At 43.5% G+C, this 15,290-nt stretch carries 10 protein-coding genes; 6 read left to right on the forward strand and 4 right to left on the reverse strand.

Annotated features, from left to right (window positions below; translation table 11 throughout):
* Position 1 precedes the first annotated feature (1 nt).
* The 6 genes from LTAR_RS00510 (at position 2) to LTAR_RS00535 (ending at position 10,828) form a co-directional block, all read left to right on the forward strand.
* Positions 2-2,545: a hypothetical protein gene (locus tag LTAR_RS00510; RefSeq protein ID WP_062420176.1), complete on the forward strand. Its 2,544-nt coding sequence runs from the start codon at positions 2-4 to the stop codon at positions 2,543-2,545.
* The gene (locus tag LTAR_RS00515; RefSeq protein ID WP_062420177.1) at positions 2,542-3,561 is read left to right on the forward strand and encodes a glycosyltransferase family 2 protein; all 1,020 of its coding nucleotides are present in this window, start codon (positions 2,542-2,544) and stop codon (positions 3,559-3,561) included. Before LTAR_RS00510 ends, LTAR_RS00515 begins: the two co-directional genes overlap by 4 nt.
* On the forward strand, positions 3,558-4,379 hold the full coding sequence (locus LTAR_RS00520) for a class I SAM-dependent methyltransferase (RefSeq protein ID WP_062420178.1): 822 nt from the start codon (positions 3,558-3,560) through the stop codon (positions 4,377-4,379). Before LTAR_RS00515 ends, LTAR_RS00520 begins: the two co-directional genes overlap by 4 nt.
* Before the next feature lie 10 nt (positions 4,380-4,389).
* On the forward strand, positions 4,390-6,375 hold the full coding sequence (locus LTAR_RS00525) for a hypothetical protein (protein ID WP_062420179.1): 1,986 nt from the start codon (positions 4,390-4,392) through the stop codon (positions 6,373-6,375).
* A 349-nt stretch (positions 6,376-6,724) separates the two neighbouring features.
* On the forward strand, positions 6,725-8,743 hold the full coding sequence (locus LTAR_RS00530) for a hypothetical protein (protein WP_139044370.1): 2,019 nt from the start codon (positions 6,725-6,727) through the stop codon (positions 8,741-8,743).
* Positions 8,744-10,828: a glycosyltransferase family protein gene (locus tag LTAR_RS00535; RefSeq protein ID WP_062420181.1), complete on the forward strand. Its 2,085-nt coding sequence runs from the start codon at positions 8,744-8,746 to the stop codon at positions 10,826-10,828.
* Here LTAR_RS00535 and LTAR_RS00540 read toward each other — a convergent pair.
* Genes LTAR_RS00540 through LTAR_RS00555 form a run of 4 tightly spaced genes read right to left on the reverse strand, consistent with a single transcriptional unit; the run spans position 10,820 to position 15,286 of the window.
* Positions 10,820-12,055, reverse strand: a complete 1,236-nt coding sequence (locus tag LTAR_RS00540; RefSeq protein WP_062420182.1) for a glycosyltransferase — start codon at positions 12,053-12,055, stop codon at positions 10,820-10,822. The two genes, LTAR_RS00535 and LTAR_RS00540, sit on opposite strands and share 9 nt — an antisense overlap.
* Positions 12,055-12,939, reverse strand: a complete 885-nt coding sequence (locus tag LTAR_RS00545; RefSeq protein WP_062420183.1) for a polysaccharide deacetylase family protein — start codon at positions 12,937-12,939, stop codon at positions 12,055-12,057. Before LTAR_RS00545 ends, LTAR_RS00540 begins: the two co-directional genes overlap by 1 nt.
* The gene (locus LTAR_RS00550) at positions 12,936-13,781 is read right to left on the reverse strand and encodes a class I SAM-dependent methyltransferase (RefSeq protein ID WP_062420184.1); all 846 of its coding nucleotides are present in this window, start codon (positions 13,779-13,781) and stop codon (positions 12,936-12,938) included. Before LTAR_RS00550 ends, LTAR_RS00545 begins: the two co-directional genes overlap by 4 nt.
* Positions 13,782-13,807: 26 nt before the next feature.
* Positions 13,808-15,286: an oligosaccharide flippase family protein gene (locus LTAR_RS00555; protein ID WP_062420185.1), complete on the reverse strand. Its 1,479-nt coding sequence runs from the start codon at positions 15,284-15,286 to the stop codon at positions 13,808-13,810.
* Between the last annotated feature and the right edge of the window lie 4 nt (positions 15,287-15,290).

Genomic DNA, 15,290 nt, shown 5'->3' on the forward strand with positions numbered 1-15,290 from the left:
TATGACACATTTGGAGCCTGACCAACATCGCGGATGGACTCATCTGCGATGGGTTTTGTTTTTCCTTTTTCTTTCTATTCAATCTATTCCAACTCTGATGTGGATAGCGGCACTTCCTGCAGATCCAAAAAATAGTATTTTGTTTGGATTCAGCCTGGCCCGACTGGGGCTTTTACTGGCGACAGGATTAGCCGGACTATTTTTCCTCATTGCTGCCATTCTTACCGGGAAAAAAGAATCGCGATTGCAATCTGTGTTTCAAGACCGATGGAGTGAGGGAAGAACTTTTTACTGGCTTGAAGGGATTGCCATACTTATTGCATTGACCGCCTGGATTTTTCTTGTGGTTTTGCATTCCGGACCGGATGGAGGAAATAATGCTTTATTCATCCGATTTCAACCATTTCTGGTATGGATGATTGCCCTGGGATTTCAATGTTCCATCTGGTTTTGGGTGCAATGTTACGGTTGGCATCCTGAAAGAATTACCCGTTTCCATCCGGTATTCATTTCCACTGGTGTTGTTTCTGCTGTATTTCTTGTATTGACAGCTCTAATCGGATTCTCCGGTTGGGGAATTACTCCGGATATTTTCTACTGGGGGAATCCGGGTGTGCCTCTTTTGTCATGGCAGGTATGGGGCTCAATGGCGGCGGGATTAATCTTATTAACAATACTGGTTAGTTTTCCTGTTATCCGTGAGTACCAGAAGCGATTAGATTGGATCATTGGTGGTGGATTGTATGTTATCGCGTTGATTTTATGGCTTTCTCAGCCAATTCCGCATAGTTATTTCTTCCCGACACCACGTGCTCCGAATTTTCAGCTTTACCCATATTCAGATGCCGGTTTTTATGATTACACCTCTCAATCTTTGTTGATTGGTGAAGGTTTTCTTAATGGACAGATCGTAACACGCCCACTATATATTCTGTTCCTGGCAATTCTCCATGGAATCCAGGGGCAAAATTTCAACGAAATCATTATTCTTCAAACATTTGTATTGGCCATTTTCCCTGCTTCACTCTACTGGCTGGGCCGCTCAATGCGTTCACGTGAAGCTGGTCTCGCTGCTGGATTATTGGCCATTTTTCGTGAGATGAACGCCATTGCGGCAACACCATTGACTGAAGTCAGCCATTCGAAAATGCTGATGACCGATTCTCTGACAGGTCTTGGTATATGCCTTTTTTGTCTTGCGGTTTTCCGTTGGTCAAGAAAAACCGGTATTCGCCCGGTACGTTCAACTCTTATTGGTGGATTTCTTGGTCTACTTCTCTTGTTGAGATCGCAGGCAATTTTCTTGATTCCAGTTGTGCTTCTTCTTTTGATTTTACAAAAAAAGGGCGGATGGAGGGGAGTCTTCCTGGAAGCCGGATTGTTCCTGGCCGGTGCCATTCTGGCCGTTTCACCCTGGATAATCCGAAATGGATTAAATACGGGTGATTATGCTTTTGACCAACCATCACAGGCTGTCTATATTGCACAACGCTTTGCCGGTAGCGTTTCAGAATCCGAGAATATTCACCTGGCAGCCAAAAGCAGTGAAGTGAATGGTCACATCTTAAATTATGTTATTAACCATCCTGTGGACGTTGTGAAGTTTATCGGGGCACATTTTATTAATAATGAATTGGATACACTCGTTGTTCTTCCCCTTAAGGTTTCTTTATTTGATTTTCACGATAACCTCCAAATATCTACGCTTTTCTGGTTGGATGGCATCAAGGGAATTTCTGGATGGCAATGGTTGTTCCTGGCAATAAACCTCATCTTTATTGCCATCGGAATTGGGTCATCCTGGAGCAAGTGGAAATGGGCTGGATTGTTGCCGTTGGCTTTCCAAATTGCTTATTCATTGAGTAGTGCAGTAGCACGGATTTCAGGCTGGCGATTTATCCAACCAGTGGACTGGATAGGTTATTTCTATTTTTGTCTGGGATTTTCCGAGTTGATTGTGATAATTTTCGCCGGCTCAAATTTATCTTTACGTCCTCGAGAGAAAGATACCCGCGAAGTTCCATCCGGGATGATGACAAAACGGTCAGTTTATATTTCACTGGCAGTCACTTTATTTGCCGGTATGCAACTACCAATAGCGGAATGGATTATTCCACAGCGGTACACTTCGTTCACTCTGGAGTCAGCCATTCAAGTTGCCCATGAAGCACCAAAATTTGAACAGGTGATCGGGTCAGATGAAGAATTCCTGAAACAATCAGGAGCCGTGCGATTAATTGGACGAGCGCTTTACCCCCGTTGGTATAAATCAGGTGGGGGTGAACCTGGCAGCGGTTGGGCTGCTTATAAGGCACGTGATGATGCCCACCTTGGATTTATGACGGTTGGGCCGGATGGTGATCACCAGATGATGCTTAGCCAGACGAAATCTCCTACACTGTTTCCTCATGCCTCTGATGTAATCGTATATGGCTGCAAGAAAAATGGTTTCATAGATGTCAAGCTTGTGGTAGGATACACCCAGCCTGATATATTTGCCTATACATCTGATCATCCTTCAAACCATTGTGATCAACAGCCATGAACATTGATAGTCTCCTGCACTCCAACGAAGAGAAAATTTGCGTCGTAATCCCGGCTTATCGGGTAGCCAACCATATCGAAGCTGTGATCCAGGGACTTCCTGAATGGATATGGAAGATCATTGTTGTGGATGATAAAAGTCCAGATGATCTGGCTCAACGGGTGGAGGGATTGCATAATGACCGGGTGGAATTACTGCGTCATGAAGTCAATCAGGGTGTTGGCGGCGCAGTCGTAACTGGTTTCAATCGGGCATTGGATCTGGGTGCTACTCTCCTGGTCAAAATGGATGGAGATGGACAGATGGATCCAGCATTCTTACCGGCTTTACTTGAACCAATTCTGGTTGGACGGGCGGATTTTGTGAAAGGCAACCGTTTTGGCCGTTTGGAATCTATTGCCAGAATGCCTTTTCATCGCCGGATGGGGAACCTGTTCTGGTCTTTTATGGCGAAAGTTGGCAGTGGTTATTGGAATGTTTTTGATCCAAACAATGGGTATCTGGCGGTGGATGCTGATGTCTACCAGAGACTCGATAAAAAGTACCTGCACCCACGGTATTTCTTTGAGACAAGTCTACTTGTGGAACTTAATCTGGTAAGGGCTGTCGCGGAAGAAGTTCCTATGCCAGCCATTTATGCAGGCGAACCAAGTTCTTTGTCTGTTTTTCAGGTGATCGTCACTTTCCCCTGGCTGTTGCTGTCCCGTTTCTTCCGCCGAATCTGGCTGCAGTATTTTGTTCTGAACTTTTCTGTGGGATCTATTTTCTTAACGCTGGGAAGTATCATGTCATTATTTGGGATTATCTGGGGAGCTGTCTGGTGGGCCAGATCCCTGGTGACCGGGATATCAGCAACAGCCGGGACCGTAATGGTGGCTTCGCTTCCCCTTATCCTGGGATTTCAAATGTTGATTCAAGCCTTAACGCTTGATGTTCAATCTGTTCCCAGAACTACCCTGTCTGTTTATTCCTCCCGGAGACAATCTGCTGCACAGGCATTGCAGGTTAACCGATGAAACCCGGATACATACTTCCTCGAGTAATTCGTCATTTTCTCCCGGAAAAGGTCACACGAGCGCTTTTATTGCGAGGGGTGATAATTCGGCCTGGTTTAGAGACTCGGGCACCTGAGGAAGCGGCTGCCCGCTACCAACGAGAACTTCTGGCCATAGGGACGGATATTTCGGGAAAACATGTCTTAATCTTTGGATACGGCGGCAGGTTTGCACTGGCATGCCACCTCTTGAAAATGGGCGCAAGCCATATTACTCTGTGCGAGTATGCCGCTCGGCCGGATGAAAAAGCCAACGCATTATTGTTGCCAGAATTTGAAAAATACCTTTCCACACATTTTGGTAAAACCATACCGAGGACTGAATGGATAACCCTGTTACAGGGGGACATCCGGGAATTGGCGATTGATCCTCGTCTACAAAAGGCGGATATTGTTTGTAGTACTTCCGTATTTGAACATCTATCTGATCCTTCTGGAATTCTGGATGCTTTAACAGGTATCACTAACGAAAAAGGCATACATATCCATTTTATTGACTTACGCGATCATTTCTTTAAATATCCCTTTGAAATGCTTACGTATGACAGGGAAACCTGGACACGCTGGTTAAATCCAACTAGCAACTTGAATCGTTGGCGTTTGCCAGCGTATGAAAACCTGTTTAAAGACAGATTTGACCAGGTTGATATTCAAATATTGGAACGAAATTTAACAACCTGGAACGTAATTTCCGACAATGTTTTACCAGAATTCAAGACAGGCGATGCTCAAATCGATTCTGTAACACAGATTCGGGTGATGGCCAGACAGAAGAAATGAGGTTTGCATCGTGAATTTTCTTCTTCGCAACTTTCAAGATTTCTTCATTCTGGGTATCTGGTGCGTCATGTGGATGGTTGGAGGTTATGGACTGGCACGATACGCTTTTCGAATACCGAATCGCGAACAGGTGATGACCGGCATTGCCCTTGGCTTGATTATTGACACCTGGCTGGCTAATATCCTTACTCTTTTTATACCGGCAGTTCCCGCTTTCTGGCTATCTGCCGGGTTGACCCTGTTGATCGGATTCATATTTTCTCTGGGAACCCGAATAAATGATTGGTTCAAAAGCACTATTCCCTGGGGACAATTGGTTTGTTTTGCCATCATTACTTATATTTTCACAGCCATGTCCCGTGGACTGGCAATTTACGATGACTATGCTCATTTACCGACCCTTTCCATGATGGCAGCCGGAGATCTTCCTCCGCATTTCCCTCTTGACCCAACTGTGCCCTATGGTTATCACTATTTTTTGATGCTTTTTGCCGCACAATGGATGCGACTGGGAGGACTCTATCCCTGGAATGCATTGGACCTGGTCCGCGGTATCTCCTTTGGCTTGATGATTATCCTTTCGTACCTGTGGGTCAGCCGATTAACATTCAGTAAGGTTGGTGGTCTGGTTGGCGCCATGATGGCTGCATTTGGCATGGGCACCCGCTGGATATTACTCCTTCTGCCTGAAAGTGTAATCAATTGGCTGGGGCAGGGGATGGAACTGATTGGCAGTGGACGTTTGACCGGCGACACACTCTATACAGCCATTAATAATAATTGGGGTATAGAAGGTGCCGGACCGATTGGATATCCTTTTGCCTTTGCTAATGGTATTCTTGCCCCCGGAGTAATGAACCATGGTCCGAACGGATCCATTGGGGTGGTGTTGATATTGCTTTTGTTATTGCTCTTTAATCGCTGGCGCGGTTGGCGGGGAGCCGTTGTCACGGTTGCATTACTTGCAGCCAATCTCCTTATTGGTGAGACCGGTAGTATTCTTATGCTCGGCGGAATGGGATTGGTGATTCTTATAAGAATTATCCAGACAAAATCTCTGAAATTACCAAAACCGATGTGGATCTGGTTACTGGTTCTGGCAACTGGCAGTTTGATCGGATTTCTACAGGGCGGCGCTTTGAAGGATATTGCAGCTAGTATGTTGGATCCAGAAGCGGCATCCTATCAAACCGTGGGTTTCAGAATCATCTGGCCTCCAGAAATCGTGTCATCCCATCTGGGTGTTTTGTCATTGATTAAACCAGGCCAGCTCATTGTGGCTTTGATTGAACTGGGTCCAGCTTTGTTGGTTTTTCCATTGCTTATGATCTATGGATGGAAAGCTTACAAAGCCTCGCGCTGGTTTGAAGCTGCTTTCATTGGATCAGGACTGATAAGCCTGTTAATGATTGTAGTGGAGTTTTCCGGATCGACCGGTGTACGAAATACTTCGCGCTTGTATCAATTCGTTGGTTTGTCTTTGTTCTATTTTGTACCACTTGCCTGGATGTATGTTTCCCGGCGAAAAGATACCATAAAAATCCTGGCAGCTGGTACAGCCATGATTATTATGCTGGGCGGCTTTGTTTTAACGGGAATCCAACTTCCTGCCATTCAACAGCCTGTCTATTCCTATTTCCTTTCTGATCTTGATGTACAAATGGAAAGAGATTACTGGAACAAATTGGAACCAGGTGCACTCGTGTTTGATCCAATTGTTTCACGAGCGGCGACGATATTTGCCCGGGGATCAAATGCCAACTATACCTGGTATAAATCCAAACCAGAATGGGAAAAGATTACAGCGTCACCTGACCCATATTCATTGAGGGCTGGCGGCTATCAATACGCCTACTTTGACCAAAAAGCTTGGGATGAAATTCCCCAGGACGCATTAAAAAAGTTCAATGATCCATGTGTGAAGACAATCAAAGAAGTAGAAGATTGGCGTCACGATTTTCGTAAATTGATTGATGTGAGTGCCTGTGTATATTAAAAATCAGAATTTGCTTCTTTTTCTCTGTAAATGGAGGGAACCTAATTAAAAACTGGGGACCATTTCCGGGTTATTTATTAAGAAATGATTGATCCAGGGATTATTTCCAATGTATTTATATACTGGCTAATTTCAAGTCAAAACAGCCATTAAAATCAAATTGCAATTTCTCGTTATTATTCGTTCCTGGAGAAATTAGTTGAACAAGGTTGACGATTTATCGAAAAAGAAAGACTGATTTTCGATGTAGATATATCGCGAACATCTATTTCAATCCATCTGATAATTGAACTGTATAATATCTTCCTTCATCATGAAATTACAAATTTTTATTCAAAAAAAAGGTTGGATGGTACCTCTAGTTTTTCTCGGTGTGGTACTGGTTACCTATGGCTATCAATTAACCCGAATGGGTTTATATTGGGATGATTGGGAAATCATCTATCTGGACCACTTTAATAATCCCAAAGCATACTGGGATTATTTTCTGTATGCCCGGCCGCTGACAAGCTGGTTGTATCTTTTACTCGGTCCAATTGTGGGAATGAGGCCAATTGCCTGGCAGATAACGAACATCCTTCTCAGGTGGTTGGGGATGGTCGGATTTTGGTGGGCGTTTCGTATGGTTTGGCCCAAACGGTCTTTTGAAATCGGATGGATTTGCCTGCTCCTGGCAATCTATCCTGCGTTTACCCAGCATTCCGTAGCGCTAACATATTCCCGCCATTTTGCCTGTATTGCATTATTCTCCGTCTCACTGGGTTTGAACCTGCTGGCAATTCATAATCCCAAACGATGGTGGGTTTTTACAGGCCTGGCAGTTTTTGCCTCTCTCCTCCAATTAATTACACTTGAATATTTCTTCGGTTGGGAATTGATACGGCCGATCCTTATCTGGATTTACCTGCAAAAGCGCAATCAGGATTGGAAATCCAATCTAAAAACGCTGATGGTTCAATGGTTCCCCTATGTCATCGTTCTGCTAATTTTTGGTGGTTATCGTTTTATCTGGTATCCATTGGTTTCTCCAAATCCTGAAGCCAACGCACCTGTTTTATTCGAGCGACTTTCATCCAATCCGATCGGTGAAACGATAAAGTTTGCGAACCTCATTCTTCAAGATCTTATCCATCTGAATATTGATAACTGGCTGGCTCCCATTGACCCTGATGCTTTTGAGTTGAAAGCAAAAGCCAATTGGCTTTCCTGGGGTTCTGCTGCATTGATCACTGTCATATGCGCCTGGCTTCTTATACGAACAACGGAGAATAATGATGAAAACCAGAATGAAAAGGATGGGTTTTGCCAATCAGCCATATTGATAGGCTTAATTGCTGTCTTAGCAGGGGGTGTACCAGTTTGGATCACCGGACGGCAATCCATTGGCGGCCCTTGGGCAGACAGATTTGCATTAGGACCTATGCTGGGGGCAGTTATTTTACTTACCGGTTGTATCTATTGGTTTGCACGCCGTCGTTTTCAACAAACCCTATTATTGGGTTTGATATTTGGTTTTGCCCTCTCTGCTCAAATGCAGACTGTGAATAAATACCGATTAAGTTGGGATAATCAGAGGGATTTTTACTGGCAACTAGCCTGGCGCGCTCCCGCCATAAAACCGGGAACGGCTGTCATTGCACCCTCCATGTCTTTTGCGCTGGTAAATGATTTACATATTGGTTTTGCACTTAATACAATATATGACCAGGGGGGAAAATCTTTTGAAGCACCTTTGTGGTTCTTTAGAGAAGGTGGCCTGGTTGGTGATTTAATCCCGGCATTGAAACCTGGTGTTCCCATTGATTACAAATATCTGACTGCGCATTTCCAGGGAACTACAGACCAAATTCTCGCTATTGATTATTCATATGGCACAACCTGTCTGCATGTCGCCACAGAAGAAGATTTATATCGGAAAGACCTTTCCAGCGATGCCCGAAAACTGGTAAAACTTGGAAAACCCGAATTTATTGAAACAAAACCACAGAGAGCATCCATTCCGCCTGTTACCATTTTTGGGCCTGAACCAGTGCATGGATGGTGCTATCTTTACCAAAAAATGGAAATAGCCCGTCAGGAAAATGACTGGAATGAGACCGCCCGATTGGCTGATGAAGCCAGCGCGAAGGGAATGACCCCCAAGTCGTACGTTGAATACACTCCATCCATTCTGGCATACCTTCATACCGGACAGTATGAAAAAGCTCTGGATGCTTCCAGGGCTGCACAGTCCATGAACAGTGATCAATCTATGTATATTTGTTCATTATGGAAGAATAATAAAGCCATGGTTTCTGATGAATCAGTATTCACAAGTTCATGGAAAACCATGCAATGTGATGTACCGGCTGAAACGGAGGCGCAATAAATGGAAAAGTCTGCGTCTCCCTTGAGTATTAAAAACTTATACCGAAAATCCTGGGTTCTTCCGCTGCTTCTGGCAATCACCTTGTTTGTTGCATATGGCTTTCAGGTTTTTCATCTGGGGTTTTATTGGGATGATTGGGAAGATGTATTTCTTTACAAATTACACTCCTCGGCGGAATTTTTTCATTATTTCGCATATGATCGCCCCACAACGATCTGGGTTTATCTTCTCTTTTTCCCATTATTTGGATTATCACCGGCAAAATGGCAAATTTTTAATCTGATACTTCGATATTTGTCCATTCTTGGATTATGGTGGACGTTCTGCCAGGTTTGGCCTCGCAGAAAATATGAAATTGGCTGGCTGGCATTATTACTGGCAATTTTTCCGGGTTTCTTTCAACAGACAATTTCTGTTACTTACAGCAGGCATTTTGCCGCCCTGGCATTGTTTGGCTTTTCGTTGGTTTTCTCCATTCTGGCATGGCGTTATCGCCGCTGGTATCTTCCATTTACATTGGTTGCGGTAATAGCTTCTTTTGCCCAAATGATGACAATCGAGTACTTTGTGGGGCTTGAAGTAATTCGGCCATTTCTTTTCTGGGTCTTATTCCGCCACGAAATTCCGAATCGTCGAAAACGAATTTTCCTTGTTATTAAGTTATGGCTTCCGTATGTTATTCCCCTTCTAGGTTTTTTTGCCTGGAGATTTTTCCTTTTCAAACCAGCTCCTGGTACAGATGATCCGAATGGAACCATCAGTCTGTCTCAATTACGCGCTGATCCATTTGGTTTGATTCTGCATTTGATTCAAAACATCCTCCAGGATTTTATTTATCTACTGGTGTTTATCTGGTCTCAGACAATCGATTCCAATGAGATTGATCTGGCATCAAAAGCCCTATGGTTAAGCTGGATTGCAGGGGGTGTGGTTGCCCTTGTTGCCGCATGGCTGCTGGGTAAGGAGGAAAACCCCTCTGAAAATCCTGAATCTGATCATCATTTGTTTGTTAAGGACTGGTTGATATTGGGGGGAGTATCAATTCTGGCCGGAGGTTTGCCAGTATGGCTCACAGACCGTCAAATTATTGTTGGACAATGGTCTGATCGATTCTCTTTAGGTCCAATGCTCGGAATTTGCCTGCTTGTTATTGTTTTGATCATACTGCTGGGTTACAAACGGATACAAAAATCTGTCTTGCTTGGTATTCTTCTGGCATTATCCCTATCAACACAAATTCGCACCGTAAACCGATATCGTTTGAATTGGGATATCCAGAAAGATTATTACTGGCAGTTCTTCTGGCGGGTACCTTCGATGAAGCCGGGCACAGCGCTTTTTGGTACAAAGATGCCTTTTGGTCTTATTGCCGATTATTCTGTCAGTTATGCCATGAATGCCATTTATTCCCCTGATATGAACGTATCCCATATTCCCTACTGGTTCTTTAGTTCCATGCGGGCTTATGGGAATGATATCCCTGATTTTGTTCCTGATTTGCCTGTGAATTATTCTATGCGGAATCTTCGCTTTACAGGGTCAACATCCAATGGCATTGTTCCACACTATAAAGCCGGAAGTGCGTGTGTTCGAATCCTTAAACCAGAAGATAAATATTCACCATTTTTAACTCCGGAAGAGGTCAAGCTAGCGCAAATTTCAAATTTGGACCAGATTTTACGAGAAAACTCTGATACACGTGTTTCACCGGAAGAAATATTCGGACCGGAACCAGAGCATGACTGGTGTTATTTCTATCAGAAGGCTGAGCTGGCTCGTCAATATGGAGATTGGGAAACAATTGTTGAACTCGGAGATCAAGTGGAGAAAAACGGATTTACCCCGGCAGTGGGCATGGAGTATGAACCTTTTATAGAAGGCTACGCCCACCAGGGAAAATGGGAAACCGCTTATCTGCTAACTAAAAAAGCAAACGACCTGACGAATAATATGGGAAAAACCCTCTGTTATGACTGGAACCGTCTCGAGCCGGTTATCCATGAAAATGACGCTGCTTCCCACGAATGGGTTGATCGAGTTCAATCTGACCTGAATTGTCAACAGTTTGGTAATTTGTCAGATTAGTGAAGTCAGCAGTTGATTTAATGATTCTGCGGCATGGTTGATATGATACCGGGCGGCGGTCTGTGCAAATTTGTCAGGCAGGGACAACCGACCAGATAAATGGTCATCAATCAGCCGGGCTAATTGTCCGGCTATCCCAGAGACATCATCGGGCCTGACTGTCTGACAGCCTAACTGTTCGATTAAATCGGCTGATCCACCGGATGCGGGGGTAAGCCCCAGGATTGGTTTATTGAAAGCAAGGTAGTCAACCAGTTTACTTGGCAGAAATACGCTGGTAGATTCCGAAGGGGCATCTATAACCAGAAGGACATCTGCTTTCCGGCAAAAGTCCTGACTGGCAGAGAAGGAAACCGGCCCCTCAAACAATACAGTATCTGACAATCCCATGTGCTGTACTTTTTGGCGGTACTCTTCTGAAATTGGACCGACAAAACGGATTTTGAATGTACCTTTGTAGGCAGGTTCGGCGGCCAGCTTTTGGGCAGCTTCCAGCAGCGAATCAGGTTTGCGGTGACCGTAGAAGTTTCCTGTGTAGACAAATTCAAGTGGGGAAGATACATTTTTTTCTGAATTGGAGGATACATCAGGTTCAAATCCGTGCGGGATGACATGCACTTTTTTCTGCCATTCCTGTGGATATTTCTTCATTACCAGATCGGACGTTTGTTGCGTGACAAAAATGACTGCATCTGCTCTGCCTATGACGGCTTCTTCCATATCCAGACAGGTGTTTTTTACAAACCTGGAGTTAAGTAGAAAAGGACTATCTGCCCAGGGATCGCTGAAATGAGCTACCCAGGGTAGATGGTTGTTTTCAGCGAACTGCAAACCGGCCAAATGATCTGTCCAGGGTTGGGCAAAACTGATAAACGCATCATATTTCGTTGAGGCGGCCAAAAGATCACACTTACGAAAAGCGGCATTCTTCCAGACATACCGGGTATCCGGAAGGTAGGCAATGGCTGGGAAAATCCGGATCAGACCGCGCACCAGTATCCAATCTTCCAGTGAGGGAACCGGAAATTTCTTTACTCGGCCGTTGGCTGGCCGATTAAAAGAATCATCCAGTATGATCCGTTCTGGCCGCAGAGAGGTATGGTCTACACAGACTACATCAACCTGCCAATCGAAATCAGTCAAGGATGCCAACAGCCGGGATACCTGAATGGAACGGGGCATAACAATGGGCGGCATGCACCAGGAAAGTGCAAGAAGTCTTTTCATTAAAATTTCCCCTGATTTCTCATTTCTAACGCCTGCGAATAAGTCAGGGAAGGGATGCCCCGATCGTGAACAATCTGCAAGGTTTCAAAAAATCCGGGATCATCCACAACATGGGATGGATCAACATAAAAATTGAGAAGGCCGCATATTTTCCATGTCAGCAAATCTTCGATAGTTGAGCGAAAGACAGCGGCAAATTGAGGCGTGACCTTCCGTTCAGAAGGATTATTGATATAGGAATAAGAATCCAGAACAGAGAACGGCGCACGGGAGCTGCCAATCACGGGAAATTCCACCCAATCGTTATCCACCCAAATTGGACCTTTCTCAAAAGAAACAAACGGAGTGGTCTGGGTTGAGAAACGTTCTCCAAGTGTTTTTAATACTGGTCGAATCAAATTTCTTTGCATGGATAAAGGGACACGTCCAAAATGCGGTGCACGGAAACCGCCCGGGTCTCGACCAATAATTTTGGTAACAGCACCATGACCCTTGTTTACATCTTCGGCAATTTGATGCGGTTCCATTCGATGATAGAACGTGGTGGAACTATACACACCGTTCTCGACCACTGTATGGGGCAGGTATCCATGATTCAGGAACTCGGAACCTTTAGCTCCTATCGATTTATAAATTGTGCTGTTCGTTTCAAGTATGCTTCCAGGAACAGCGTAGGTACGTTGGATTTTTCTTTTCTCCAACCAATCATCGATTAAAAGGGCTGCCCTGGCATCTTTATCGGTGTCGCAGTCAAATGATAATAATAAATATAAGCGGGTAAATCCCTGCCGTTGGGCTAATGTAGTGTATCGGTTCCAGAATACTCTTGGGAACATTCTCCCCAAGCGGTCTATCAACCAGATATTCCATGAAATATTGCTCAAACCGGTTTCCTCGCGACAATATAGATGACAGATTTGAATGGATTCCAGAAGGATAACCAGTAATACCCTTTCAAAATCCAGAGAAGATGGAATTTTCGAAGGGTTAATATCTTTTCCTTCAACCTGGAAGAATGAATGAGATCGGGGTTATCCAGTTTGATTATCTCAGGTATTTCTGATTGGAATCCGGCATTACGCAATGCTTTTTGAATACCCCATCCAGTTACATAATGAATATCTTCATCGAAGAATTTCGGGTCTAACCCATGATGGAGAATGTAATTATGGGCAAGTTTTCTGGGAAATAACGGCAGCCACGGAAGGTGATAGTGGGCTTCCTGCCGGAATGCCAGATAGTTTGGGGCAATAGTGATAAATGTTCCACCCGGTTTAAGTAGTCTGAAAGCTTCTTTAATCAAGAGTTTGAAATCCGGGACATGTTCGAGAATATTCCAGGCGGTTACAACATCAAAGCTGTTTTGAGGCAAACCGGTATTCTGACCATCAGCCAGGAGAAAGATTTTTTCAGGGATATCCTTCGGACGTTCCAGAGGGAGGCGTTTTCTGGCAAAATTAATATCATACTCGGCGATATCCAGCCCCAATGCCTCCAGCCCTGAATTCCGGCAAACAATGACAAATGAACCGTACCCACAGCCGATATCGAGAATTTTTTGGCCTTCCGATATTCCTGTTACATCCTGCACCTGCCGTAATTGTGTTTTGGCCAGTTCAAAACCGACATAATCCTGAAAATGCCTTTCCATATGTTCAGGAGTGAAGATGCCGGTGTATTTTTCTTTAATGTGTTGTCTTATGTCATCTTCGAGATAATTAATCATAAAAATCCTTGTTTCGAAGGTTTTTTTTATTTAAGTATTGGGTTTGTAAGTTCTGTAAATTTGAATTTATTCATTGCCAAAAGAACGACAAAATATACTATGGCAGAACATCCAACCATCATAAGCAAGGTAAACAGGTTAAAAGGAATCACTTGAAGAGCGATACCCAAGAATATTGCCATAATTGTTCCAGATACTAAATATTTTGAAATATTAATGTAATCGTACAAATCCTTTTCTTTTATACCGGTGGATGGCACTAATCGAATTAATAGTAAATCCATTAAAGCATACGTAAAAGTGGTGTTTAGTGCAGCGGCAAATATACCAAGATATGGGATCAATAAAATATTTAATCCTGAGTTGACCAATGCACAGATGGTAGTAATTAGGAAAATTGTCTTTGGAGTTTGATAAATATATGCCAGATATAATACTGGTGCGCAAAATTGAGAAATAAATATACCAAGAAGGATAAAGAGAGAAATATGGAGTGGAAGCGCAAAAACATTTTTTCCAAAATATCCCAATGTGGGAGATCCGATTAATAATAGTCCAAAAAAAATGGGTATGCCAAGTATACAAAAAGCATTGGAGTATTTTCGACTTACTTTTGACAAACCAGCAGGATCACCTGAATTCTTGAATGTTGCCATCAATGGATATAACATTGACCAGAATGGAGCACCAACTGCAAGAATAATATTGGCTAGTTGATATGAAGCGCCATAAACTCCAACGGAGGTCGAGTTGGTTAATGCACCCAAAATGGCCCTGTCTCCAGTGCTTATAAATGTAACACTCAATGTTGAGGCGACAATCGGCAGCCCCCATCGTGCGATATTCAACTGTTCTTGAAGAGTATTGAATTCTCCCCAGAACTCAATTTCACCAATTATTAATAAATAAATTTCCATTCCCAGGCAAGATAAGACACGCAAGAAAACTGTCAATTGAATAAGTTGCAGGAGATTTCCGCCAGAGGTCAAAATGGCATAAACCCCAAAGATGTAAATTATGGCTTGAACAATTTGGGAAATTGAATAGGCCACCATACGGAGCCTGGCTCTCAGAAAATCACGGATAACCTGCTCCAGGGCAGAAAAAATAACCAACCCAGCCCCCCATTGAATAATGCTATTGGCCCAATCGACTTTAAAAAAGAATTGATTGATCTGGTTGGTAAAAATCAAAAAAAATGATCCTAAAATTGTTGAGGAAATACCTACGAGTAAAATGGAAGACCGGTATCGCCTGCTAAGAACTTTAATTTCAATCTTCCCGGAATACTCTCTAATTACATAAAAACCCAAACCCAAACCTGCAAGGGTTAAAAGATAGGAGGATAATGTCTGTATTTGGGTATTTACCCCATATGCTTCCGCTGATAGATATTTGATCATTAATGGGAATACAATAAATGAACTCACCCGATTAATGAATTCGGAGGCAAATCGAGAGATGAGATTAGTGCTGTGTTTTATATTAGGAATTCGAAAATTCATATAG

It is taken from the genome of Leptolinea tardivitalis, assembly GCF_001050275.1.
In the GTDB taxonomy this organism is placed as follows: domain Bacteria; phylum Chloroflexota; class Anaerolineae; order Anaerolineales; family Anaerolineaceae; genus Leptolinea; species Leptolinea tardivitalis.

What these genes read in the sequence shown, in the direction of transcription:
- LTAR_RS00540 (WP_062420182.1), bottom strand. Translation starts at nt 12,055, where the DNA reads ATGAAAAGACTTCTTGCACTTTCCTGGTGCATGCCGCCCATTGTTATG.
- LTAR_RS00530 (WP_139044370.1), top strand. Translation starts at nt 6,725, where the DNA reads ATGGTACCTCTAGTTTTTCTCGGTGTGGTACTGGTTACCTATGGCTAT.
- LTAR_RS00510 (WP_062420176.1), top strand. Translation starts at nt 2, where the DNA reads ATGACACATTTGGAGCCTGACCAACATCGCGGATGGACTCATCTGCGA.
- LTAR_RS00555 (WP_062420185.1), bottom strand. Translation starts at nt 15,286, where the DNA reads ATGAATTTTCGAATTCCTAATATAAAACACAGCACTAATCTCATCTCT.
- LTAR_RS00535 (WP_062420181.1), top strand. Translation starts at nt 8,744, where the DNA reads ATGGAAAAGTCTGCGTCTCCCTTGAGTATTAAAAACTTATACCGAAAA.
- LTAR_RS00550 (WP_062420184.1), bottom strand. Translation starts at nt 13,781, where the DNA reads ATGATTAATTATCTCGAAGATGACATAAGACAACACATTAAAGAAAAA.
- LTAR_RS00520 (WP_062420178.1), top strand. Translation starts at nt 3,558, where the DNA reads ATGAAACCCGGATACATACTTCCTCGAGTAATTCGTCATTTTCTCCCG.
- LTAR_RS00515 (WP_062420177.1), top strand. Translation starts at nt 2,542, where the DNA reads ATGAACATTGATAGTCTCCTGCACTCCAACGAAGAGAAAATTTGCGTC.